General features: G+C 68.0%; 21 protein-coding genes. 7 read left to right on the plus strand and 14 right to left on the minus strand.

Features of this window, described 5'->3' with window-relative positions; all coding sequences use genetic code 11:
* The first annotated feature begins 57 nt into the window (after positions 1-57).
* The gene (locus QE395_RS18235) at positions 58-717 is read left to right on the plus strand and encodes a DUF480 domain-containing protein (protein ID WP_095362432.1); all 660 of its coding nucleotides are present in this window, start codon (positions 58-60) and stop codon (positions 715-717) included.
* On the opposite strand, the gene QE395_RS18240 is transcribed toward QE395_RS18235, so the two are convergent.
* Together QE395_RS18240 and QE395_RS18245 are read right to left on the minus strand one after the other, a co-directional pair.
* Positions 714-1247: a GNAT family N-acetyltransferase gene (locus QE395_RS18240; RefSeq protein ID WP_249833415.1), complete on the minus strand. Its 534-nt coding sequence runs from the start codon at positions 1245-1247 to the stop codon at positions 714-716. The genes QE395_RS18235 and QE395_RS18240 overlap by 4 nt on opposite strands.
* 145 nt (positions 1248-1392) lie before the next feature.
* A complete protein-coding gene (locus QE395_RS18245) occupies positions 1393-3369 on the minus strand; it encodes a UvrD-helicase domain-containing protein (protein WP_093535355.1) in 1977 nt (658 codons plus the stop codon).
* Positions 3370-3476: 107 nt separating this feature from the next.
* On the opposite strand from QE395_RS18245, the gene QE395_RS18250 reads away from it, so the two are divergent.
* The gene (locus QE395_RS18250) at positions 3477-4226 is read left to right on the plus strand and encodes a hypothetical protein (RefSeq protein WP_095362431.1); all 750 of its coding nucleotides are present in this window, start codon (positions 3477-3479) and stop codon (positions 4224-4226) included.
* Positions 4227-4247: 21 nt separating this feature from the next.
* Complete coding sequence (locus tag QE395_RS18255) at positions 4248-4868, plus strand: thymidine kinase (RefSeq protein WP_068848139.1); 621 nt, start codon at positions 4248-4250, stop codon at positions 4866-4868.
* Positions 4869-4907: 39 nt separating this feature from the next.
* On the opposite strand, the gene QE395_RS18260 is transcribed toward QE395_RS18255, so the two are convergent.
* The 6 genes from QE395_RS18260 to QE395_RS18285 all read right to left on the minus strand — a co-directional run bounded on the left by QE395_RS18260 (position 4908) and on the right by QE395_RS18285 (position 12557).
* Positions 4908-6509 carry a glucan biosynthesis protein D gene (locus QE395_RS18260; RefSeq protein WP_068854480.1) on the minus strand — a complete coding sequence of 534 codons (1602 nt, stop codon included), beginning with the start codon at positions 6507-6509 and terminating at the stop codon, positions 4908-4910.
* A 49-nt stretch (positions 6510-6558) separates the two neighbouring features.
* On the minus strand, positions 6559-9432 hold the full coding sequence (locus tag QE395_RS18265) for a serine/threonine-protein kinase (protein ID WP_306990263.1): 2874 nt from the start codon (positions 9430-9432) through the stop codon (positions 6559-6561).
* A 78-nt stretch (positions 9433-9510) separates the two neighbouring features.
* Entirely contained in the window at positions 9511-10077 is a 567-nt protein-coding gene (locus tag QE395_RS18270; protein WP_068848134.1) for an ECF-type sigma factor, read from the minus strand.
* A 65-nt stretch (positions 10078-10142) separates the two neighbouring features.
* Positions 10143-10955, minus strand: coding sequence for a bifunctional DNA-formamidopyrimidine glycosylase/DNA-(apurinic or apyrimidinic site) lyase (gene mutM, locus QE395_RS18275; RefSeq protein ID WP_095362429.1), 813 nt, complete (start codon positions 10953-10955; stop codon positions 10143-10145).
* Between the two features lie 27 nt (positions 10956-10982).
* Positions 10983-11288, minus strand: coding sequence for a hypothetical protein (locus QE395_RS18280; protein WP_255220451.1), 306 nt, complete (start codon positions 11286-11288; stop codon positions 10983-10985).
* 66 nt (positions 11289-11354) lie between these two features.
* Positions 11355-12557, minus strand: a complete 1203-nt coding sequence (locus tag QE395_RS18285; RefSeq protein ID WP_306990268.1) for a fatty acid desaturase — start codon at positions 12555-12557, stop codon at positions 11355-11357.
* 149 nt (positions 12558-12706) lie between these two features.
* Here QE395_RS18285 and QE395_RS18290 point away from each other — a divergent pair, with 149 nt between their 5' ends.
* Positions 12707-13537 carry an ATP-binding cassette domain-containing protein gene (locus QE395_RS18290; RefSeq protein ID WP_095362428.1) on the plus strand — a complete coding sequence of 277 codons (831 nt, stop codon included), beginning with the start codon at positions 12707-12709 and terminating at the stop codon, positions 13535-13537.
* A gap of 34 nt (positions 13538-13571) precedes the next feature.
* Here QE395_RS18290 and QE395_RS18295 read toward each other — a convergent pair whose 3' ends face one another.
* Positions 13572-14780, minus strand: a complete 1209-nt coding sequence (locus QE395_RS18295; protein ID WP_249833412.1) for a DUF4785 family protein — start codon at positions 14778-14780, stop codon at positions 13572-13574.
* Between the two features lie 10 nt (positions 14781-14790).
* Positions 14791-15672: a hypothetical protein gene (locus tag QE395_RS18300; protein ID WP_306990270.1), complete on the minus strand. Its 882-nt coding sequence runs from the start codon at positions 15670-15672 to the stop codon at positions 14791-14793.
* Between the two features lie 219 nt (positions 15673-15891).
* Here QE395_RS18300 and QE395_RS18305 point away from each other — a divergent pair, with 219 nt between their 5' ends.
* Positions 15892-16737 (plus strand): phosphatase PAP2 family protein, encoded by an 846-nt coding sequence (locus QE395_RS18305; RefSeq protein WP_306990272.1) that lies wholly within the window; start codon positions 15892-15894, stop codon positions 16735-16737.
* Positions 16738-17193: 456 nt separating this feature from the next.
* Here QE395_RS18305 and QE395_RS18310 read toward each other — a convergent pair whose 3' ends face one another.
* A complete protein-coding gene (locus QE395_RS18310; RefSeq protein WP_306990274.1) occupies positions 17194-19461 on the minus strand; it encodes a TonB-dependent receptor in 2268 nt (755 codons plus the stop codon).
* 324 nt (positions 19462-19785) lie between these two features.
* Here QE395_RS18310 and QE395_RS18315 point away from each other — a divergent pair, with 324 nt between their 5' ends.
* On the plus strand, positions 19786-20787 hold the full coding sequence (locus QE395_RS18315; protein WP_093535571.1) for a patatin-like phospholipase family protein: 1002 nt from the start codon (positions 19786-19788) through the stop codon (positions 20785-20787).
* A 55-nt stretch (positions 20788-20842) separates the two neighbouring features.
* Here the strand turns inward: QE395_RS18315 and QE395_RS18320 are convergent, their stop codons facing one another.
* Positions 20843-21325, minus strand: a complete 483-nt coding sequence (locus QE395_RS18320; protein WP_068848115.1) for an Lrp/AsnC family transcriptional regulator — start codon at positions 21323-21325, stop codon at positions 20843-20845.
* Positions 21326-21452: 127 nt separating this feature from the next.
* Here QE395_RS18320 and phhA point away from each other — a divergent pair, with 127 nt between their 5' ends.
* Positions 21453-22349 (plus strand): phenylalanine 4-monooxygenase, encoded by an 897-nt coding sequence (gene phhA, locus QE395_RS18325; RefSeq protein WP_184126323.1) that lies wholly within the window; start codon positions 21453-21455, stop codon positions 22347-22349.
* Between the two features lie 117 nt (positions 22350-22466).
* Here phhA and QE395_RS18330 read toward each other — a convergent pair whose 3' ends face one another.
* The gene (locus QE395_RS18330) at positions 22467-23573 is read right to left on the minus strand and encodes a GDSL-type esterase/lipase family protein (protein ID WP_306990278.1); all 1107 of its coding nucleotides are present in this window, start codon (positions 23571-23573) and stop codon (positions 22467-22469) included.
* Between the two features lie 157 nt (positions 23574-23730).
* The gene (kduD, locus tag QE395_RS18335) at positions 23731-24486 is read right to left on the minus strand and encodes a 2-dehydro-3-deoxy-D-gluconate 5-dehydrogenase KduD (RefSeq protein WP_093535379.1); all 756 of its coding nucleotides are present in this window, start codon (positions 24484-24486) and stop codon (positions 23731-23733) included.
* Positions 24487-24498 lie beyond the last annotated feature (12 nt).

Here is a 24498-nt window from a genome sequence, read left to right on the forward strand (position 1 = left end):
CATGCCGGCCGCAGGGCTCGGCTATGCTGCACGGCCCAGAAACACCCGGAGCGCGAGATGACCGACGACACCCAGACCCCTGCCCTGCCCGTGCTCAACGCGGCCCAGGCCCGTGCCCTGGGCTGCCTGATCGAGAAGGAAGCGACCACCCCGGACGCCTACCCGCTCACGGTCAACGCCACCCAGGTGGCCGCCAACCAGAAGACCGCCCGCGAGCCGGTGCTGCAGCTGTCGGCCGGCGATGTGCACCACGCCCTGCGCCAGCTGGAAACCCTGGGCCTGGCCCGCCAGCAGTTCTCCTCGCGTGCCGAGCGCTACGAGCACCGCGCCGGCAGCGCGCTGGACCTGACCCGGCAGCAGCTGGCCATCCTGGGCCTGCTGCTGCTGCGCGGCCCGCAGACGGTGAACGAGCTGCTGACCCGCAGCGAGCGCCTGTTCCAGTTCCAGGACGCCGACGAACTGCGCCACCACGTGGAGCGCATGATCCAGCGCGGCTTGGCCGTGCTGCTGCCGCGCGCGGGCGGCCAGCGCGAAGACCGTTACATGCACCTGCTGGCCGGCCCGGTGGATGTGCAGGCGTTGGCCGAGCAGTACAAATCCGCACCCTCCAGCGGCGGCGGCAATGCCGCGCTGGAAGCCCGCGTGCAGGAGCTGGAAACCACGGTGGCCGCACTGCAGGAACAGTTGGCCGAGTTGCGCGCCCAGCTGGGCGGCTAGACCGCCGGCGCGCCGGGCGTGGCGAACAGCAGCAGCACTTCTTCATCGCGCGGCGCCGGCAGGCGCACATCGCCACGGTCTTCCATGCCCAGCTTGCGCAGCAGCGCGGCCGAGCGCAGGTTCTCCGGGGCGACGATGCCGTAGAGGTCCGGGTAGCCGAGCACGTCGCGCGCGTAATGCATCACCCCGCGTGCGGCCTCGAACGCGTAGCCATGGCCTTCGTACTGCGACAGCAGCGCATAGCCCACGTCCGGCGCGGGCAGCCCATCGCGGCGCACCAGCCCGGCGTTGCCCAGCCACGCGCCATCGCTGCGGCGGATGATGGCGTACATGCCGAACCCGTTGAGCGTGTAGCTGCCGAGCACGCGTTCGGCGGTGTAATCGCGCGCCTGCGCCAGGGTGCGCACGCCACGGTCGGCGATATGCCGGATGAAGCCCGGCTCGTTGAGCAGCGCCAGCATGTCCGCCGCATCATGGTCGGGATCGATCAGGCGCAGGTGCAGGCGTTCGGTCTGGATCACGGCGGACATCGCGTCGCTCGCTGGCAGGAATTGGCCGATTGTGCAGGCTGCCGCAACACGTGGGTAGAGCCGACTGTTAGTCGGCTGCCTTCTGTCGGCTGCCTTCTGCAGGCGCCGCGCGAACGGCAGCCGACTGACAGTCGGCTCTACAACGTCAGTCGAACAAGGCCTCGATCGCCGCCAGGCCGGCGCTGGCGCGCTCCTTCTTGCGCGCCGCATCGGCCACCGGGTCGGCACCGTCGCGCTGCATTTCCTCGGCCGGGATCTCGTCGAAGAAACGGCTCGGCTTGAGCCGCACATGCTCGCCGAACTTGCGGGTCAGCTTGCTGTGGCTCATCCACAGCTGCACCTTGGCGCGGGTGATGCCCACGTACAGCAGCCGGCGCTCTTCCTGCAGGTTGCCTTCGTCCAGGCTCACCTGGTGCGGCAGCACGCCATCCTCGCAGCCGACGATGAACACATACGGGAATTCCAGGCCCTTGGACGCGTGCAGGGTCATCATGCGCACCTGGTTGCCACCATCGTCCTTGTCGTTGCGCGACAGCAACGCCAGCTGCGCGGCCAGGTCGGCGGTGGTGGCGCCACGCGGGCCGCCTTCGAACCACTGCGCCAGTTCCTCGAGGTTGGCCAGCCGGCGCTGGTACACCGATTCTTCCTTGCAGGTACTGCGCAGTTCGGAGACCAGCCCCGAATCCTTCACCAGCTTCCGCACGAGGTCGCCCGAGCTCAGCTTCGGCATCTCCGCACGCAGGTCGCGCAGGATGTCGGTGAAGCGGCTCAGGCTGTTGGCGGCGCGCGGCGGCAGCTGCGCCAGCGCGCCGATCGCCTCGGCCGCATGCGCCATTGGCAGCTCCTTGTCCGAGGCCAGCTCGGCCAGCTTGGCCAGCGTACCGGCGCCCACCTCACGCTTGGGCGACTGCACCGCGCGCATGAACGCCGTATCGTCATCGGGGTTCACCAGCAGGCGCAGCCACGACAGCGTGTCCTTCACTTCCTGGCGTTCCAGGAACGCGGTGCCGCCGGTGATGTGGTACGGCGCGCGCACCAGCTGCAGCGCCTTTTCCAGCGGCCGCGACTGGAAGTTGCCGCGGAACAGGATGCAGAAGTCGCTCCACGGAATCTGCTTGGAGGTGGCCAGGTAGGAGATCTCGGCGGCGACCTTCTCCGCCTCGTGTTCGCTGTTGCGGCACTCCCACACGCGGATGCGTTCGCCGTCGGCCTGGTCGCTCCACAGCTTCTTCAGGTGTTCGTGCGGGTTGTTTGCGATCAGCGCGTTGGCCGCGCGCAGCACGCGATTGGAGCAACGGTAATTCTGCTCAAGCTTGATGATTTCCAGCGCCGGGTAATCGCGCGCCATCTGCTGCAGGTTTTCCGGGTTGGCCCCGCGCCAGGCGTAGATGGACTGGTCATCGTCGCCCACGCAGGTGAAGTTGCCGGCAGTGCCGGCCAGCTGCTTGAGCAGCCGGTACTGCGCATCGTTGGTGTCCTGGCATTCGTCGACCAGCAGGTAGCCGATGCGTTCGCGCCAGGCCAGCGCGATCTCCGGGTTCTCCTCCAGCACCTGCACCGGCAGCCGGATCAGGTCGTCGAAATCGACTGCGTTGAACGCGGTCAGGCGCAGCTGGTAGCGCTCGTAGACGCTGGCCGCTTCCTTCTCGCGGTTGCTGCGCGCTTCGGCCATCGCCTGCTCGGGCGACAGTCCGGCGTTCTTTGCACGCGAGATGAGGTTCTTCACGTCCTCGATGTCGTCCGGCTTGGCGCCGTACATCAGGTCTTTCACCTGCGAGGTGGAATCGTCGGCGTCGAAGATCGAGAAGCCGCGCTTGAGGCCTACCGCGGCATGTTCGATCTGCAGGAACTTGAGGCCCAGCGCATGGAAGGTGCAGATGGTGACGTCTTCGGCGTCGCCGCCCTGCAGGCGCTTGGCCACGCGCTCGCGCATTTCCTTGGCGGACTTGTTGGTGAAGGTGATCGCCGCGATGCGCTTGGCCGGGTAACGGCGGGTGCTGATCAGCTGGGCGATCTTTTCCACGATCACGCGCGTCTTGCCGCTGCCCGCGCCGGCCAGTACCAGCAGGGGACCTTCGCAGTGCAGCACTGCCGCGCGTTGGGGGGGATTGAGACCGTGCATGCCTTCTCCGTGGGTGCCGCATTGTAACGGGCGGCGGGCCACCGGACCTGGCTTGACCTGCGCCGGGCGGTGGGATATCCAGAGAGCGATCGGATCGGAGCAATCACATGAATGGATTCATGCATTGGATGGCTGGCAGCGCGGTCGGCGCGGCCCTCTGGCTGGCCACCGGGGTCGCTGGCGCAAGCACCCCTGGCTGTGCGCGGCAGGTCCCCCGGACCATTCCCGCCTCGCTGATGACCGATGGCTTCCTGGATGGCCATCCGGATCTGCGCTGGCGCCGTTATGGGCTGAAGGAGTTCGACAAGGGCAACCTGCCACGCGCGTTGTCGCGGTTCCGCAAGGCCGCCGAGTACGCCGACAAGTACTCGCAGCTGCGGGTGGCGATCATGTACCGCGAGGGCAGTGGGGTGCCGGCCGATCCGGAGCTGGCGTACGCGTGGATGGACCTGGCCGCCGAGCGCGGCTATCACGACTTCGTGCGCCTGCGCGACGCCTGGTGGGCCGAGCTGGACGCGGGGCAGCGCGAGCGGGCGCTGCAGCGCAGGCAGGACGTGTTCGCCCAGTACGGCGACCAGGTCGCCAAGCCGCGGCTGGAAAGCGCCATGCGCGGAAGGTTGTCGAAGATCACCGGCAGCCGGGTCGGGCACGTGCACAGCGGCCTGCAGGTTGTACAGCACACCGGCGCCACGGCGGGCGAGGTTCAGTCCGGTGCGGACTACTACGACCCGGAGTACTGGAAGCCCGAGCTGTACTGGTGTCTGCACGACACCTACTGGATGGCCCCGCTGCGCCAGCAGCAGATCGACGTGGGGCGGCCGGAAACCGTCCACGGCGGAGAGGGCGACGGGAGGTAGCGCGCCGTCTAGAATTGGCCGATGGCCAAGCTCTATTTCTACTATTCGGCGATGAACGCCGGCAAGACCACCACGCTGCTGCAGTCGGCGCACAACTACCGCGAGCGCGGCATGCGCGTGGCCATCCTCACCCCGCGCCTGGACGACCGTGCGGGGCGTGGCGTGGTGGCTTCGCGGATCGGCCTGAAGGCCGATGGCATTGCCTTCGACCGCGATACCGACCTGGAGCAGCTGATCCGCGCCGACATCGCCAGCGACGGGCCGTTGGGCTGCGTGCTGGTGGACGAGGCACAGTTCCTCAGCCGCAGCCAGGTCTGGCAGCTCAGCGAAGTGGTCGACCAGCTGCGCATTCCGGTGCTGTGCTACGGGCTGCGCACCGATTTCCGCGGCGAGCTGTTCGAGGGCAGCCAGTACCTGCTGGCGTGGGCCGACGAGATGCAGGAGATCAAGACCATCTGCCACAGCGGCAAGAAGGCCACCATGACCGTGCGTGTGGACGAACACGGCCACGCGGTGCAGGACGGCCCGCAGGTGGAGATCGGTGGCAACGAACGCTACGTCTCGGTCAGCCGCGCGGAGTTCAAGAAGATCACGCGCGGCGAAGGCAGGATCGACCCCGCCCAGGCACGGCTACCCTTGTAGACGTGCCGGTAGGTACCGACCGTTGGTCGGTACACCTTCTCAATACAACGTACGCTCCGGCGCCCCCGCCGGCGGCGGGCTGTACTGGTACAGCCAGGTTTCCGTCAGGGTCTTGCCACCGCTGCGCAGGTACAGGCGGATGTCGATCTGGTCGGTGCTGTCATCGGGCGGCACCAGGTCGAACATGGCGCGGTAACCCTTGATCTCGCGCAGCGGGCGCGCCGAGACGATCTCGGTGCGGCCGCGGCTGGCCTGCACCACCGCTTCCACTTCGCCCTTGTCGATCAGCGCGGCCAGTTCGCCGCCCTGGAAGTCCACGGCAAAGCGCCACGAGAAATACTCGCGCTTCTTGCCGATCACCCCGCCCAGGCCGGTGCGGGTGGCCACGGCCTGCGCCAGCGGCGGCCGCGCGGGCGGCTCGGCGCCCCAGTACAGGCGGTAGCCCAGCAGCATTTCCTGGCCCGGCTGCGGCTTGGCTTCAGGGTTCCAGAACGCCACGATGTTGTCGAAGGTCTCGTCCACGGTGGGAATTTCCACCAGCTGGACCGAGCCCCTGCCCCACTGACCCTTCGGTTCCACCCACAGGCAAGGGCGCTTCTCGTAGAACACGCCATCATCCTGGTAGTGGTCGAAGCTGCGGTCGCGCTGCAGCAGGCCAAAGCCCTTCGGGTTGTTGTCCACGAACATGTTGAAGCGCAGCTGGCGCGGGTTGGACAGCGGGCGCCAGATCCACTCGCCAGCGCCGTTCCACATCGACAGGCCGTCGGTGTCGTGGATCTCCGGGCGCCAGTCCCAGGCCATCCGGCGGTCGTTCTCGCCCACCTGGTACATGCTGGTGCACGGCGCGATGCCCAGCCGTTCGATGGCCTTGCGCGGGTACAGCGCCACGTCCACGTCCATCAGCAGCACATCGCCGTTGGTGATGGCGAAGCGGTAGGCACCGGCCACGCTGGGCGAATCCAGCAGCGCGTACACCACCAGCGTGTTGGAGTCGGCGGCCGGCTGTTCCAGGAAGTAGGCAATGAAATCGGGGAATTCCTCCGGGCGGTCCATGCCGGTGTCGATCGCCAGGCCACGGGCGGACTGGCCGTACTGGCCTTCCTTGCCTACCGCCCGGAAGTAGCTGGCGCCCAGGAAGGCGGCGAAATCGCGGTCGGTGTCGGCGCGGGTATTGAGCCGGAACCCGGCAAAGCCCAGGTCGGCCGGCAGGTGGCCGTTCTTCAGGCCGCTCTTGCCGTAATCGAACGCGGCCGGGTCATAGGCCAGTTCCTGCGCCTTGCCGTCGACGATGTCGAACATGCGCACCGGCGAATGGAAATACAGGCCCAGGTGGAAGAACTTGGCCTGGAAGCGGCCGGGCTGGTCAGCCCACAACGCGTGGTCCTGGCGGTAGCGGATCGACTGGTACTGGTCCCAGTCCAGCGCCTCCAGCGGCCCCGGCAGGGTCCGGCGATGACTCTTGTAAGCCGCCTCGGACAGCGCGCGTGCCTGGCCCTTGAGGGTGGCGAAATCGAACGGCTGCGGCTGGCCCAGCCGGCGCAGGCCTACCTGGCTGCCCTGCGCGGCGCAGGCCGGCAGCGCGGGAAAACCAATGGCGGCCAGGGCCAGGGAGGCGTTGCGGATGAAGTCGCGTCGTTGCATGCAGGCAGCGATGGGCAGGAAAGGGTCGGCCATCATAGGCACGTGAACGTTAATTCGCCGCCGTGGCGCCGGGCCTGCGTTCAGGCTGGATGGTGCGCGCCTGCAGGCGCTTGCTGCCACAGGCCTGCAGCGCCTGCTCGATCTGCCGGGGAATGCGGCCGCCCTGCGGCCGCTGCGCGCGTACTTCTGCCTGCAGCCGCACCAGTGCCTCGCGCCCCCGTGCCGGCGCCCGCGTGCAGTCCAGCTGGCCCAGCGCGGTCCGTGCCAGCCAGCGCAGGTTGACGCTGCGCGGATCCATCGCCCCGCCCTCGGTCAGCGGCTGCAGCGCGCGCTGTGCTTCCACCGGTTGGTCCATGCGGAGCAGGTTGCGTCCCCACGCCAGCTGTACCGCCTGCAGCTGCAGGCGGGCCTCCGGGCCACCCCGCGCGGATTGCCGCATCAGTTTTGCCAGGCGCTCGCCGGCCTGCCAGGGGTCGACATGCTCGCCGATGATCTCGGCCATGCGGCGGTCGCCCCGCTGCACCTCCGGATCGTCGTCGCCGCGCTGCGCTGCCTGCCACTGGCGGCCCTCGTGGAAGGCGGCCAGCGCATCCTGCCAGCGGCCGACCTCGGCCAGCGCGTTGCCATAGTCGTACAAGCCCTGCGGCAGCAGCCCGATGCAGTCGGGCTGGCGCCAGATCGCCACCGCGCGGCCGAATGCCTCCACCGCCGCCGCGTTGTCGCCGCGCTCCAGCGCCGAGCGGCCGAGCGCATGCCAGGTCTGGCCAGTGTCGCGGTGCTGCTCGCCCAGCGCCTGGCGGGTCAGCCGGTGCACCTGCTGCAGGGCGGCCTCGGCCTCGGCCAGATCGCCGCGCTGCAGGGCCAGGGTCGCGCGCAGGCGGCGGATCGTCAGCGTTTCGGGATGGTCATTGCCGTACAGGCTGACCGCGTCGGTCCACGCCGCGCGCAGGCTGCGGTCGGCACCGTCCAGATCGCCCTGCGCGGCCATCATTTCGCCCAGGTGGCGGCGCAGGGTGACCAGCTGCGGGTGGCGGTCGGTGGTGCGCGCCTGCAGCAGCTGCAGGGCCTGGCGGTAGCCGGTCAGCGCAGCCTGTGCGCTGCCGTCGTCACTCTCCAGTGCGGCCAGGTCGGACAGGCTCTCGGCCATTCCGGTGGCGTCGTGGGTGATGTCGCGGCGCAGTGCCAGCGCACGCTCGAACCCTTCGCGGGCTTCATCGCGGTAGCCCAGCAGCTGCTGGCAGCGGCCCAGCTGGGCGTGGAACTCGGCCACCACCGACGGCAGCGCCTGACGCTGCTCGGCCGCCAGCGCCTGCATCGGCGTCATGTGCGCCACGCACTCGCGCGAGCGGCCCAGCATGCGCAGCGCGCGGCCGCGCTGGGTGACCGCTTCCAGCTGCAGCCCGGGCGGCACCTGCTTGACCTGGTCCAGCAGCGCGCGCTGCCGATCCAGCGTTTCCAGCGCCAGCGCGTAATCGCCCATGCCGATCCGCAGCCGGCCGATCACCCCTTCCAGGTCGGCCAGCGGCAATGGCTGGTCGGCCAGCTCCGCCTCGCCGCGCTGCTGCCCGGTGGCCAGCAGTTGGCGCACATCGAAGCTGCCGTGGCGCACGCTGGCGGCGCGGTCGAACAGGCCGATGGTGAAATCCTGCATGGCCTGCGCACGCGCGATCTCACGCCGCGCCTGCTGCATCTGCCACACCGCCAGTGCCGCGAGCACCGCCAGTGCCAGGATCGCCACCGCAGCCAGCGCCACGCCCCAGCGGTGCCGCCCCAGGTACTTGCGCAGCCGGTACAGCGAACGCTGCGGGCGCGCGTGGATCGGGCGGCCCTCCAGGAAGCGCTGCAGGTCCTGCGCCAACGCTTCCACCGAGGCATAGCGCTGCGCAGGGTCCTTCTGCAGCGCCTTGAGCAGGATCGTATCCAGGTCACCGCGCAGGCGTCGGGCCAGGCGCCGCGCCGCCGGCGTAGCCGCCGCATCGGTGATGTCGCCGCGCAACAGCATGCTGGAGGCGCGCGGCGCATCCACTTCCAGGATCGAGCGCTCCCATTCGGCATCGCTGTGCCGGCGCAGGCGGTAAGGTTTGCGCCCGGTGATCACCTCGAACAGCACCACGCCCAGCGAATACACATCGGTCAGCGTGGTCACCGGTTCGCCGCGTACCTGTTCCGGTGCGGCGTAATGCAGGGTGAAGGCGCGCGCTTCGGTGGGCGGGTGCGCGGCGTTGGTGCGCGCCTGCTCGTCGTCCAGCAGCTTGGCGATGCCGAAATCCAGCAGCTTCACTTCGCCTGCGGCGGTGACCAGGATGTTGGACGGCTTCAGGTCCCGGTGCACGATCAGGTTGGCGTGTGCGTGGCTGACCACCGCGCACACCTGCAGCATCAGCTGCAGGCGGCGTTCCAGCGGCAGCTGCAGGCGCTGGCAGTAATCGGTGATCGGCTCGCCTTCCACGTAGGCCAGCGCCAGGTAGGGCTGGCCCTGAAGGTCCACGCCGGCGTCGAGCAGCTGCGCCAGGTGCGGGTGCTGCAGGCGCGCCAGGATCTCGCGTTCGCGGCTGAAACGCTGGCGCAGGCCGGGGTCGGCGTAGCCGCTGCGCAGCAGCTTCAGCGCTACCTGGCGCTGGTACAGCCCGTCGGCCCGCTCGGCCAGCCACACTTCGCCCATGCCGCCTTCGCCCAGCTGTCGCAGCAACCGATACGGACCGATGTGGGTGCCGGCGCGGCTGTCTTCCGGTGCGGCGGTCCACAGCGGTTGGGCCAGGAATTCCTGGCTTTCCTGCTCGTGCTCCAGCAGCCGCTCCAGGTCGTCGGCCAGCGTCGCATCGGCCGCGCGCAGCTGCGCCAGGCGTGCGGCGCGCTGGTCGTGGGGTAGTTCCAGCAACTGATCCAGCAGCGTCGACAGCTGCCGCCAGCGCACTGCGTCCATCGTCCCTTCCCCGGGCGCTGTGTTGCCACCGTGCACATCCGCCCGCGCCCTCGCGCGGGAACCCGACTGCCGCCGTGCTCAGTCCTCGCGGACCGACGCCAGCAGGAACATCCGTGCCTTCTGCCAATCGCGCCGGATGCTGCGCTCCGAGCGCTGGCACAGATCGGCGATTTCCTGTTCCGACAACCCCGCGAAGTAGCGCAGTTCCACCACCTTGGCCAGGTGCCCGTCCACCGCCTGCAACCGCGCCAGCGCCACATCCAGCGCCAGCAGGTCTTCATCCAGGCGCACGCCGCTGCTGCTGTTTTCCGGAATTTCCGCCACGCGCTTGAGATCGCCACCGCGCTTGCGTGCCAGCCGGTTGCGCGCGTAATCCACGACCACGCTGCGCATGGCCGAGGCGGCATAGGCGAAGAAGTGCGCGCGGTCTTCAAAGCGCGCCGCGCCGCGCGCGCCCAGCAGCTTCAGGTAGGACTCGTGGACCAGCGAGGTGGCATCCAGGGTGCGCCCCTGCTGCCCGGCCAGCTGGCGCCGGGCCATGCTGTGCAGTTCCTGGTAGAGCAGGGTGAGCACCCGGTCCAGCGAGGCACGGTCGCCCGACCGGGCCGAATCCAGCCATACGGTGATATCCGGGCTTTCGTCCATCGCACACCCCCGCCGGTGACGTTTGGCCGACTATAGCGCCGCTTCCTGCAGATGCGTAGGACAGTTCAGCGCTGGCAGTGGCCGCACCAGACGCTGGCGCGCTGGCCAATGGTGGCGTGGCGCAGGGCGCGCCCGCACTGTCGGCAGGGTTCGCCTTCACGGCCGTAGACCAGCAGTTCCTGCTCGAAATAGCCCGGGGCACCGTCGGGGTTGATGAAATCGCGCAGGGTGGTGCCGCCACGGGTGATGGCATAGGCCAGGATCTGCTTCACCGCCGTGGCCAGGCGCTGGTAGCGCTCACGCGAGATCTTCCCCGCCTCGCGCAGCGGGTTGATCCCGGCCATGAACAGGCTTTCGGCGGCGTAGATGTTCCCCACCCCCACCACGATGGCCTGGTCCATCAGGAAGGTTTTCACCGGCGCCTTCCGGCCCCGGCTGCGCTGGAACAGGTAGTCGCCGTCGAACGCGTCATCCAGCGGTTCCGGGCCCAGCGTGGCCAGCAGCTCATGGATTTCCCCCGCCGGCTGCCAGAGCAGGCTGCCGAAGCGGCGCGGGTCGTTGAAGCGCAGCAGGCGGCCGTTGTCCAGGCTGATGTCCACGTGGTCGTGCGCGCGGACCGGGGTATCCCCCGGGAGTACACGCAGGCTGCCGGACATGCCCAGGTGCAGCACTGCGCTGCCGATGGCGGTGTCGAGCAGCAGGTACTTGGCGCGGCGGCGCACGCCTTCAATCGCCTGGCCTGGCAGCAGCGCGCTGATTTCGTCGGGAATCGGCCAACGCAGGTCCGGCCGGCGCAGGATCACGCCGTGCACGCGGCGGCCTTCCAAATGCGGGGCCAGGCCGCGGCGGGTGGTTTCTACTTCGGGAAGTTCAGGCATGGGGGAATGGCAGGCGGGTGCGCGGTGTCATCGGGGTGGGGCGGCGAGTTCTTTCGCGCTCAGGAAGCCGTCACCGTTGGCGTCCTGCTTGTGGAAGCGTTCGATGATCGTCTGCCGTTGCTGCTCGCGGGTGATCGGCCTGCCTTTGCCGCCGGGCAGTTCATCGGCGCCGAGCACGCCGTCGGCGTTGCGGTCCATGCGGTCGAAGGCGTACATCATCCATTGCACATACTCCTCGACGCTGACCTTGCCGTCGCCATCAGCATCCATGCGTTGCAGGTAACTGCCGGTGTCGGTGACCTGGGCCTGCGCGGCGGCGGCGAGCAGCAACAGGGACGCGCAGGAAAAACGCCGCACAAGGCGGCGCTTTCCGGTGGTGCGAGGGCCAGGCCGCACCGGTCAGTGCGCCGTCAGCGCGTAGCCTTTCAGGCGCGCGGCGTAGTTCTGCAGCGTGGCGATGCCACTGGCCTCGGCTTCATGGCACCAGGCCTGGAGCAGCTTCAGGCGTTCGGCGGCATCGTTGCCACGGGCTTCCAGCAGGGCGGCCAGGCGCGCGCGGTGTTCCACCAGCACGCGGATGCGCGGGCGCTGTTCGACCCAGCTGCTGAGTTCGGCGCGGCAATCGGGCTTGAGCCAGCGGCCGTCGTTGACCAGGCCCCGGCGCATGCGGCGCGGCAGCAGCTTGCGCAGCTTGGCACCGGCAAACGCGGCTTCTTCGCGCAGGGCCGGCACGAACACATTGCGCTGGTAATCGGTCATGGCCTGGAAGCGGTGCGAGAGCAGGGCCTTCAGGGTTTCGGCATCGGGCACGGCGATGTTCGGGCGCACGTCCATGCTGGGCGCCACGCGCAGCACCTTGGCCAGGCCCACGGCCTGCAGGCCACGGATCGCCGCCCAGCCGATATCGAACTCCCAGCGGCGCATCGAGAAGCGGGCCGAGCTGGGGAAGGCATGGTGGTTGTTGTGCAGCTCTTCGCCGCCGATCCAGAACGCCCACGGGGTGAGGTTGGTGGAGGTATCGGCCGACTCGAAGTTGCGGTAGCCCCACCAGTGGCCCAGGCCGTTGACCACGCCGGCGGCCCAGAACGGAATCCACGCCATCTGGATCGCCCACAGGGCCACGCCGGGCAGGCCGAACAGCAGCAGGTTCACCGCCAACAGGGCCACCGGGCCCAGGTTGGCGTGCGGGGTGTACAGGTGGCGCTCGATCCAGTCTTCCGGGGCGCCGCGGCCGTACTGTTCGATGTCCGCGCGCATGCCACGGGCTTCGCGGTACAGCTCCACGCCGCGCCAGAACACCGTGCCGATGCCCTTGGTCACCGGGCTGTGCGGGTCTTCGTCGGTTTCCACCTTGGCGTGGTGCTTGCGGTGGATGGCCACCCACTCCTTGGTGATCATGGAGGTGGTGAGCCAAGTCCAGAAGCGGAAGAAGTGCGCGATGACCGGGTGGAAATCGACGCCGCGGTGCGCCTGGCTGCGATGCAGGTAGAGCGTGACGGCAAAGATGGTGAGCTGGGTGAACACCAGCAGCACCAGGCCCATGCCCCACCAGCCAAGGCCGACGACACCGCCGGTCAGGAAGTTGATGAGGGTATCGAGCATCGCAGGACTCCGGGCCGTGATGGCCAGCAGGGAAACGGTGACAGGTGGGTCCATCATGGGGCCAGACGTTGCAAACTTCATCCGTCTGATGCGATTTTTGCGCAGTCATTCAGTTGTTTTCCCCCTTCGTGAGCATTGCCCCCGCATTCATGACCGTTGCCACCCCACCGCCGGCCATCGCCGCCGCCGCCCCCCTGATCGAACTCGACCGCGCCTGTGTGATCCGGGGGCAGGTCCGCGTGCTGCATGACCTGAGCCTGCGCATCGCCCAGGGCCAGCACACCGCGCTGCTCGGCCCCAATGGCTGCGGCAAATCCTCCTTCATCAAGCTCATCACCCGTGAGCTGTACCCGCTGGCGCACGCGGACGGCACCGTCGCCGTGCGCGTGCTCGGGCAGAACCGCTGGCAGGTGGACCGGCTGCGCTCGCAGCTGGGCATCGTCACCGGTGACCTGAGCAGCAACCTGGCCGACATGCCCGGGCTGACCGTGGAAGAAGCGGTGCTGTCGGGGTTCTTCGCCAGCTTCGTGGTGCCCGCGTTCCGCGAGGTCACCGACGACATGCGCGCGCGGGTGCGCGAGACGCTGGCACTGACCGGGGCGTTGCCATTGCTGCACCGGGGCTATGCCGAATTGTCCGCCGGTGAAACCCGGCGCGTGCTGATCGCCCGTGCGCTGGTGAACCGGCCGCAGGCGCTGCTGCTGGACGAGCCGTCCACCGGGCTGGACCTGGTGGCGCGCCAGCACCTGATCGCCACCATGCGCACGCTGGCCGCGCAGGGCATCACCCTGGTGCTGGTGACCCACCACATCGAAGAAGTGATTCCGGAAATCGAACGCGTGGTGCTGCTGCGCGGCGGCCGGATCGCGGCCGATGGCACACGGGCGGAATTGCTGCAGGATGGGCCGCTGTCGGAGGTATTCGGCGGGCCGATCCAGGTCGTCGAGCACGAGGGCCGCTTGACCGCCTTCGCGGGGTGACAGCCGGGGGCGGCGTTGCCGCCCCCGGCCTCCATCAGAACCGCACCGCTACTGCGCGGCTTTCGATCGGGGCCATCCGGCCCTGGTCCTGCAACTGCAGGTCACGCAGTTCGAAGGGGGCGCCGTAGCCACCCGGTAATGCCACCGTGTCGAACGCCAGCAGCAGTTCGCCGGCACCGGCCGCATCGAACCACGCCGCGCTATGCGCCTGCGCCACCGGGTGCAGCCTGCCGTCGGGTCCGGTGGCGTGCAGCGTGCCGCGCGCCTCGTAACGGCCCGGCGCGCCGATCTGCAGCGGCAGCCGCACCTGGCGCCGGGCGGCATCCACCTCGACCTGGCCGCTGAAGCGCGCCGTCGGCCGGGCGACGGCGAACGCCACCTTGGCGTCGCGCTGCACGCCCTGCGCGGTCACGAAGGCCTGCAGTTCCCACAGCCCCTGTGCCTGCCCCACATCCTCGGGAATGGTCACCTGCGCGCGCAGGCCGTCCTTGCCGGCCACCAGCGGCACCGGCCAGCTGCGCCCGTCCGGTGCCACCAGCAGTGCTTCGCCGCCCGCCGGCAGCGTGCGCGCTGCCGAGCGTCCCGCCGCCCGCGCCGCGTTGCCACCGTCGTGCTGCAGGCGTGCGTTCAACAGCACGCTGCCACCGGCCAGCACCTGCTGGCGGTCGGCCTGCAGGGTCAGCGCGATCGGGCTGTTGGGCTCCAGCACCTGCACCACGTAGCGGCCCTGGGCCTGCGCGGCCTGCAGGCGATAGGTGCCCACCGCCGTGCTGGCGCCGGTGCGCGCCATCGCGCTGCCCTCGCCCACGCCCATGCCTGCGGCGCGCAGCTGCTGGGCATCGACCAGCTTGTCCAGCGCCAACGCACCGGAGGGGTCGCGCACCTGCAGCTGCTCCACCTCCAGCGCGCGGGCGCCCTGCACCGGGCTGACCTGGATCACCGCATCCGGCGCGGTGAGCGGCAGCTCCAGGCCGCGCTGCAGCGTGGCCGCATCCACGGTGTCCCAGTAGCTGCGGCTCAGTGCAACGAACGGGGCCGGCGCGCTCAGCGCCCGGGTCGGGTCCAGCGCCCAGGCAAAGCGCACGGGGGCGCGTTCCACCGTGGCATCGGGCATCGGCGCGCGTTCCACGCGTGGGGCCACCTGGTCGGTGCCGCGCGCGGCCTGCAGCGGTTGGGCGGCGTGCAGCGGCAGCGCGAACAGCGCCGAGGCGACGGCCATGGCAAGCATCAATCGTGACGTCATGGCGTGCTCCTCAGAGAGTCAGGTCGTTGCGCAGGATCGCGCCCAGGCCGAAGCATTCGCGCCGGCTCTGGTTGTGGCTGAGCGGCTCGGCGCCGTTGGTGCGCGCCTTGTCGGTGAACAGCACGCTGCCGGCCGCCTTCTGGCTGCTGCATTCCAGGAAGCCATCGGAACAGCTGTCGAGCCAGTTCTGGGTGAGCTCCAGCCCCACGTTCTGCGCATAGCCACCGCAGTAGCTGTTGCTGTCCCACACCGCCGATTCCACATCCGAACCCACCACCGCGCGGAACGGCTTGGGCAGCGCCGGGCGACCGGAAGTGCCGTACAGGTTCTGCGCGTTGTAGGTGGCCATCCAGCCCACCTGCTGCATGCGCACCGCATCGTTCTGGTAACCCAGCAGCCAGCCGACCGACGCTTCGAAGGCGTTGCCGTTGAGCACCGCGTCGGCCAGCGGCGTGCCGGCCGACGAGGGCGCCAGCGCGGTGACCTTGCTGATGGTCTGGATAAGCTTCGGGTAGCGGCTGTCGTAGGTGGGGTTGGACAGGATCCAACGCACCACGTTGCCGCCGTTGGAATGGGTGATCACCACCAGCCTGGTGATGCCACGGGTGTTGATGAAGGTGGTGAGCTGCCCGGCCAGGCAACCGGCCGCTTCAGGCTTCCACATGTACTGCTCGAAATCGCAGTTGACTACGGTGTAATTGGCGCTGTTGGGCAGGCCCTGGCGTACCGTGTCGATGATGCCCGGCTGCCAGTAATCGGCGCGCGCATCGGTCTGCTTGCCGGTGCCGTGCACGAACGCCACGCCCACCACGTCGGCGGCGTGCGCGCTGGCGCAGGCCAGCATCATTCCCAGGGCCAGGGCCGCGCCCTTCCCCACTGCAGTGCTTTGCATCCTGTGACTCCCTTTCCCGGTGATCCCCCTGATTGCCGACAGAAGCTATTCCGCCTGCGAATCGGTTTCCGTGAACCAGTAGAGGATTCCTATCATTTGAAACGACTCCCAACGCGGCCCTTCACGGCGCCATGCCGGGTCTGGCGGCATGACCAGTGGCCGCTGGCAGGGGCCTGGGAAGCTGCGATCATGCGCGCTTCACGCTTTTGAGACCTGCCGATGCACGCTGCCGCTTCCGCCCCGTTCCTGCGCCCCCTGCTGGCCACCGCCCTGATTGCGGCCCTGGCCGGCTGTACCACGGTGGCCGCGCCGACCACGCCGGTGGAGGCCTCGGTGGTGACCAAGGCGGTGGGCTACCTGGCGCCCGACGCAGTGCCGGACAGCCTGGCGCTGGTGCCGGCCCCGCCGGCGGCCGGCTCGGCCGGGTTCGCGCTGGACGAGCAGGTCAGCCGGGAGGCGCGCGCCCTGCGCGAGACCCCGCGTTTCGCGCAGGCCCACCGCGATGCCGAACTGAGCTTCCCCGAGGGCGCGAACCAGTTCGCCTGCGCGATCGGGCTGGACGTGGATGCGCAGAAGACCCCCGCGCTGTACCGCCTGCTCGAGCGCAGCCGCATCGATGCCAGCGCCGCCACCCGCGCCGCCAAGCACCACTACCAGCGCGCGCGCCCGTTCATGGTCAATGGCGAACCGACCTGCACGCCGGAGGATGAAGAAGGCCTGCGCAAAAATGGCTCCTACCCGTCCGGCCACACCTCCATCGGCTGGGCGTGGGCGCTGATCCTGTCGGAAGTCGTCCCCGAGCGCGCCGACGCCATCCAGGCCCGCGGCCGCAACTACGGTGAAAGCCGCCTGGTGTGCAACGTGCACTGGCAGAGCGACATTCTCGAAGGGCGCTTCATGGGCGCGGCGGCGGTGGCGAGGCTGCACGACAACGCCGAGTTCAACCGCGACCTGCTGGCCGCCCGAAAGGAAATCGCCGCAGCCCGAAAGGCAGGCGCAACCGTCAGCCGCGATTGCGCGGCCGAGGAAACGGTACTGAAGGTGCGACCCGCCAGCGCGCTGTGACGTTGGGTCGCCCGATGGTGACGCATCCGGATCTGATCGCGTTCGCCAGCAATTCGCGACGTATCCTGATCCACGGACGTTCGCCAGCAATTCGCGACGTATCCAGATCCACGGGCGTTCGCCAGCAATTCGTAGCGCCGACTGTTAGTCGGCGACCGCGCGCAGCGCGGCGCAAGCATCCGAAGTCGAATGACTGCCATTGTGGAAGCGGCACCGACGTTTACGCCCGGCCGAAGCCACCCGTCCGGCGTTCATGACCTCGGAAGGGAGAGCTGCCGACTAACAGTCGGCACTACCGTCGGAGTTAACGTCGGAGTTAACGTCGGCGTTACCGTCCGCGTTGCCGTCGTCGTTACCGTCGGCGCCACCGTCGGCGTTACCGGTTTGTGCTCGACGGTCAAAAAAAACGGCGCGGATTGCTCCGCGCCGTTTTCGTCTACCTGCTGCGCACCCCGATCAGAACTTCGCCGTGAACTCCACGCCAAACGTACGCGGTTCGTTGAGGAAGCCGGTCAGGTTGTTGAAGTCGATCGCACCCACCACGCGGGTCTGGTTGGTCAGGTTGCGACCAAACACGGCCACGTCGTACTGGCCGTAATCCCAGTTGTAGCCCAGGCGCAGGCCGCCTTCCAGCGACGAGCGGCTGCGGAATTCCGGCGACTCGTACAGGAAGAAGTTCACCGGGCTGCGGTAGGCCCAGTCGGTGTAGACGTAAAGCTCGCTGGCATCGTTGATCGGGAAGCCGGCGCGCAGCGTCAGGTTGTGGATCCACTTCGGCGCCTGCGGCAACGGGTTGCCGTTGACCAGCGCGTAGGTGCCACCATTGATCACGGTGGTCGGGTCGGTGATGGTGCAGCCGCCGCCGCAGATCGCCACCGCCAGGTCGCGGTCCTTGATCTCGGTGTCGTTGTAGCTGCTGCCCAGGGTCAGCAGCACGTGGTCGGTCAGGTAGGCTTCGAAGTCCAGCTCCGCGCCCTGGCCGATGGTCTTGTCGGCATTGAGCAGGGTGGCGGTGTTGTTGCTGCCGCCCACCGCGATCAGCTGCTGGCCATCGACGTTGTAGCGGAAGATGTTGAAGCCCAGGCGCGCGCGGCGGTCGAACAGGTCGGCCTTGACGCCCACTTCATACGAAATCACCTTCTCCGAGTCGGCCTGCGAGACGCCACCGAAGGCCAGGCGGCCCTGGATGGACGGCGCGCGGAAGCCCTTGGCCACGCGGGCGTAGGTGTTGAGGTTGTCGGTGATCTGATAGACACCGCTCAGGTCCCAGCTGACATCGTCGACATCGGTGTTGGCGATGTACGGACCGCTCACCGGCGTGCCACCCGGCACCGCCTGCAGCACGCTGGCGGTGAAGTCCTTCTTGTCCTGCGTGTAGCGCACGCCGCCGCGCAGCTTGAACTTGTCGGTCACGTCGAAATCGCCGGACGCGAACGCTGCCCACGCCTTGTTGCGCTGGCTCTGCACGGCATGGCCGGTCTGCGGGTTGCCCGGGGTCAGCGAATCGTAGTTGAAGCTGTCGATGGTGACGTCTTCATCGAAGTAGAACACGCCCGCCTGCCAGTCGAAGCGGCCCCACTCGTTGGATTCCACGCGGAATTCCTGGGTCCACTGGCGGTGGTGCGGCAGGCCGTCGGCCGATTCGGACGGGAACGGAATGAAGCCCGGGCCGTAGTTGCCCGCGCCGAGGAAGCTGGCGCCGTAGCCGCCGTCGATGTCGCCATGATTGAGCGATTCGGCGGTTTCATACCCGGTGATCGAGTGCAGCGTCACGCTGCCCAGGTTCCACTGCAGGCGCGCGCTGCCGCCCCAGGTCTCCAGCTCGGAGAAGTTCTCGCCGTCGTTGGAGACCTTGTCGCGGTCGAAGTTTTCCACCAGCGCGTTGCTGCCCGGCTGGATGATGTTGGCGCGGAACAGGCGCGCGGTGCCGTTGAGCTTGCGCTTGTGCAGGTTGAACAGCGCTTCGAATTCGTCGCCTTCGTACAGGAACTGCACGCGGCCGGCGGCTTCGTCGTAGCCTTCAAAGCCTTCGGCCGGTGCGTTCGGGCGGGTGTTGTCCACGTAGTTGTCGCGGCGCTGGTACAGGGCCGACACGCGCGCGGACCAACGGTCGGTCAGCGGGCCACCGTAGGCAGCCTGGGTGTTCCAGGTGTCATAGGTGCCGTAGGAAACTTTGACGTAACCATCGGCGTCCTGCGACGGGCGCGCCGAATCGAACTTCACGACGCCGGCCGGCGTGTTGCGCCCGAACAGCGTGCCCTGCGGGCCGCGCAGTACTTCCACGCCGGCCAGGTCGAACAGCGGGAAGCCCTTCAGCAGCGGGCTTTCCTGCACCACATCGTCATACACCAGCGACACCGGCTGCGAGGCATTAAGATCGAAATCGGTGTTGCCCAGGCCGCGGATGTAGAAGCGCGGGAAGGCACGACCATAGGACGATTCAATGTTCAGGCTCGGCACGCGGGCCGACAGGAAGCGGATGTCGTCGCCGGCCGAACCAAGCACGTCGAGCTTTTCACCCTGGATGGCCGAGATCGAGACCGGCACGTCCTTGGCGTTTTCGACGCGGCGCTGGGCCGTGACCTGCAGGGTGTCGAGTGCCACCGGATCCTTGGTGGCGGGGGCGTCCTGGGCTGCGGCCGTCAATGGCAGCAGGGCGGCGAGCGCGACAACGAGGGGATGCACGGACGGAGTACGGCCGTGGGCAGTGCGGTTCGGGAACATGGCGATTAGGCTGTGTTGGGAAGGGTGGTGGACCGGCGCTACCAGACAATTGTTGCAGTACAACAACAGCGTCGCAAATGCGGATCACTGATTACCAAGATCCAGACCCCGAAATGTAAAACGGGACCGCCGGTTGGATGAACGCCTTCAGGAATGCCTTGGCCTGATCCCCGTAGTGAGACGCCGTGCGTGTCCCCGCGCGGCCAGGCAGCGCCATGATCCGCCCGGCGCCCCGCTAAACGACCACCTCCCTCGCCCTGACGCCTGTTCCAACGCTTCGGTATGCTGGCGACCTTCAAACCGCCCATTCAGATACTGCACGCCATGACCGCCTTCCGCCGCACCCGCCTGACGCTGTCTGTTGCCCTGCTCGGCCTGCTGGCTGGCTGCGGCGGCGAAAACGCCCGCCCCACGCCGGTCACCCCCGTGGTGGTGCCTGCCGCACCGGCCAAGCCGGTGAAGATCGGCATCGCACTCGGCGGCGGTGCGGCCAAGGGCTTCGCGCACATCGGCGTGATCAAGATGCTGGAAGCCAATGGCTTCGAACCGGTCGTGGTGTCCGGCACCAGCGCCGGCAGCGTGGTCGGCGCGCTGTATGCCAGCGGCATGGACGCGTTCCAGATGCAGTCCAAGGCCGTGGCCCTGGATGAGGCCAGCATCCGCGACGTGCGCCTGTTCTCCGGCGGCCTGGTGCAGGGCCAGAAGCTGCAGGATTACGTCAACGCGCAGGTGAACAACAAGCCGGCCGAAAAGCTGAAGAAGCCCTTCGCGGCCGTGGCTACCAACCTGGATACCGGCGATCGCGCGGTGTTCGTGCGTGGCAACGTCGGCCAAGCGGTGCGTGCCTCAAGCAGCATCCCGGGTGTGTTCGAACCGGTGAAGATCGGCAGCAACCTGTTCGTCGACGGCGGCGTGGTCAGCCCGGTGCCGGTGGATGCCGCGCGCCAACTGGGCGCGGACTTCGTCATCGCGGTGGATATCTCCAGCAAGGCCAGCGGCAAATCGCCGACCGGCATGCTGGGCATCGTCAACCAGTCCATCTCGATCATGGGCCAGCGCCTGGGCGAGCAGGAACTGGCGCGTGCCGACATCATCATCCGCCCCAAGGTGCTGGACATCGGCGCGGCCGATTTCAGCCAGCGCGGTTACGCGATCCTGGAGGGCGAGAAGGCCGCGATGGCGGCAATGCCGCAGATCCGCGCGAAGATCCAGCAGCTGCAGAAGGCGCGTGCGGCGGCAGCGGCGCCGCCCCCGCCCAAGCCGAAATGCGACGAACCCTCGCGCGTGGGCAAGCTGATGGGCCGCAAGGAAAAGTGCGAGGGGTAAACCGCGTCATCTCTGGACGCCGCCCGCGGTAGAGCCGCTGGAATGACGCGTTGCGTCATTCCAGCTGCGACAACGGCAACGCCCTGAAATCCTTCACCGTGCGCAGCACGAAACTGGAGTTCACATCGGCAACGCCCGCTGCATTGAGCAGCTTGTCCAGCAGGAAGCTGGAAAAGTGCTCCAGGTCGCGCACGTAGATGTGCAGCAGGTAATCCATGTCGCCGGTCAGCGCATGGCAGGCCACTACTTCGTCCCAGTCCACCACGCTGTCAGCGAACACGCCGATGGCGTGCTGGTCGTGCTTTTCCAGCTGCACGCGCACGAAGGCCTGCAGCCCCAGCCCGATCCGGCGCGGTTCCAGTCGCGCGCCGTAGCCGGCGATCACCCCTTCGCTTTCCAGCCGTTGCACCCGCCGCAGGCAGGCCGACGGGGACAGGTTCACCCGCGCCGCCAGTTCGGCGTTGGTGGCGCGGCCATGTTGCTGGATCTCCGCCAGAAGACGCAGATCCGTGCGGTCGAACTGGGCATCTCCGGACATTGCTGCTCCGCAACATTGATTGGACGCAACGATATTGCGGCAGGTCGGCAGATCTGCGCAACTTTGCAATCCTCTTGCGCGCGCCCTGCCCTAGCATCAAGGGGTCACTTCCCAGGAGCCCACCTCGATGGAAACCGCCACTGCCCCCCGCCGCGTCGAACACCAGCAGACCGACAAGGGCTACGTGCCGGTGTACACCACCGCCGTGGTGGAACAGCCGTGGGAAAGCTACACCGCCGACGACCACGCCACCTGGAGCACCCTGTACCAGCGCCAGCGTGAGCTGCTGGTGGGCCGGGCCAGCAAGGAGTTCCTGCAGGCGCAGGACGAGATGGGCATGAACGCGCACATGATTCCGCGCTTCGACCAGCTCAACGAAGTGCTGGGCGCCGCCACCGGCTGGACCCTGGTTGGCGTGGAAGGCCTGCTGCCGGAACTGGATTTCTTCGACCACCTGGCCAACCGCCGCTTCCCGGTCACCTGGTGGATCCGCCGCCCGGACCAGATCGACTACATCGCCGAACCGGACATGTTCCACGACCTGTTCGGGCACGTGCCGTTGCTGATGAACCCGGTGTTCGCCGATTACATGGCCGCCTACGGCCGCGGCGGCGTCAAGGCGCACGCGATCGGCCCCGAAGCACTGCAGCACCTCACCCGCCTGTACTGGTACACGGTGGAGTTCGGCCTGATCAACACGCCCGAAGGGCTGCGCATCTACGGCGCGGGCATCGTCTCGTCCAAGGGCGAATCGCTGTACTCGCTGGAATCGGCTGCGCCGAACCGGATCGGGTTCGACCTGGAGCGCATCATGCGCACCCGCTACCGCATCGATACCTTCCAGAAGACCTACTTCGTCATCGACAGCTACGAGCAGCTGATGGAAGCGACTGCGCCGGACTTCACCCCGATCTACGCCGCGCTGGAAACGCAGGAGCACCTGCCGGCCGGTGATGTGCAGGAAGGCGACCGCGTGTTCCAGAAGGGCACCGGCGAAGGCTGGGCGGAAGGCGGCGACGTGTGACGCCGTTCGCTGACGCAATTCACCGGGCCTTTTGAAGTTTAGCCACCTAACCTTCAAAAGCTTCAGAGGCTTTTGAAGGTTAGCGTCGGTAGAGCCGGGCCCTGCCCGGCTGCGCCTTCACCGCGGGTACGCCAGCAGCACCACCAGATCCTGCTCACCCCGCTGCTGCAGCGCGTGCAGGCTGCCCACCCGGGTAAGCAGCGCGTCGCCGGCCGCCACGTCGTACTGTTTGCCATCCAGTACGTAGCTGCCCTGCCCGCTGACGATGTAATAGATCTCGTCCTTGTGCTGCGGGTGCAGGCCAATGCCCGCGCCCTTGTGCAGCACGCGCTTGCGCAGCACGAACGGCAGATCCTTGTCGTCGGCGAAGAACGGGTACGCCGTGGTCGGGCCGGCGCCACCGTGCGGGCCAGGCTGGGTAACGGCGATATCGCGCTCATGGACAACCTTCGACGGCTTGGCCGGGTCAGCGCCCTGCCCTGCGGCCTGGCTGACGTCACAATCGATGTCGCGCTTCAGCACCGGCTTCAGGTCCGGCTTCAGGGCCACCCAGTCACGCAGCACCAGGCAGGCCACGGCGGTGGCACCGGCGGTGCTGAAATGGGTGCCGTCGGCCTTGTTCTGTTCGGGTACGAACATGAAGTATGGCTTGGCGCCCTGCTCGCCCAGCGCGCGGATCCAGCGGGTGGAGCTGGCGTTGAGGTCGATCAGCGCCACCTGTTCGCGCGCGGCCAGTTGTTTCATCGCCTGGGTGTACAGCCCGTGCGTGTCCAGCAGCGAACCGAAGTCGTACAGCAACCGCGCCACCGGAGTGATCAACACCGGCGTGGCGCGCTTGTCGCGGGCCAGCTGCACGTAGCGCATCAGGTACTGCGGGTAGGCGGCGTCCGGGTCGTCGTAACGGGTGGGGTCTTCGAATTTTGCGTCGTTGTGGCCGAACTGGATCAGCAGCACGTCGCCGGGCTGGATCTCGGCCGCAATCGCATCGAGGCGTTTTTCCTCGATGAAGCTGCGCGCGCTGCGGCCCGCCTTGGCGTGGTTGCGGACCTGCCAGACCGCGGGGTCCAGATAACTTGGCAGGGCCTGGCCCCAGCCCATCAGCGGCGCGCGCTCGGGGCCGTAGTCGGCAGCGGTGGAATCGCCGGCAATGAAAACACGGTGCGGCGCCGCGTGTGTGGTGACCGCCGCGAACAACAAGAGCATCGGGAGCAGGAAGCGGTGCATGTTCGGGCTCCAGGAGGGCCGGCCAACGGCCGGCGCTACCGTCAGGACGTTTGGCGGGGGTACCGACCAACGGTCGGTACCTACCGGTCTTGCGCCGCGGGTTCGCGGCCGACGATCTGATCCCGGTAGGTATCGACCGTTGGTCGATACCCATGCATCACCGAGCCAGCCAACCACCGTCAACGGGAATTACCGAACCATTGACGTAGTCTGACGCGCTCGACGCCAGGAACACGGCCGTACCTGCGAGATCTTCCGGGGTACCCCAACGCCCGGCCGGAATGCGGTCGAGGATGGACTTGTTGCGGTCCTGGTCGGCGCGCAGCGCGGCGGTGTTGTCGGTGGCCATGTAGCCCGGGGCGATCGCGTTGACGTTGATGCCCTTGTTGGCCCACTCATTGGCCAGCAGGCGGGTGATGCCGGCGATGCCGCTCTTGCTGGCGGTGTACGACGGCACCCGGATCCCGCCCTGGAAGGACAGCATCGAGGCGATGTTGATGATCTTGCCGCGGCCCTGCGCGATGAAGTGGCGACCGGCAGCCTGCGAGATGAAGAACGCGGACTTGATGTTGACGTTCATCACGTCGTCCCAGTCCTGCTCGCTGAAGTCCACCGCATCGGCGCGGCGGATCAGGCCGGCGTTGTTGACCAGGATATCCAGGCCACCCAACCCTTCGATGGTTTCGCGGATCACCCGCTCCACCGGCTCGATGCTGATCAGGTTTGCTTCCACCGCCAGGCAGCGGCGGCCGAGCGCGGTGATCTTTGCGATGGTGTCGGTGGGCGGCGCGATGCCGGCCACGGCCACATCGGCGCCGGCCTGGGCCAGCGCTACGGCGATGCCCTGCCCCAGGCCGGTGTTGCCACCGGTAACGAGGGCGACCTTGCCTTCCAGACTGAACGGATTAGCCATTGCGGTTACGGT

It is taken from the genome of Stenotrophomonas sp. SORGH_AS_0282, from assembly GCF_030818125.1.
GTDB classification, from domain to species: domain Bacteria; phylum Pseudomonadota; class Gammaproteobacteria; order Xanthomonadales; family Xanthomonadaceae; genus Stenotrophomonas; species Stenotrophomonas rhizophila_A.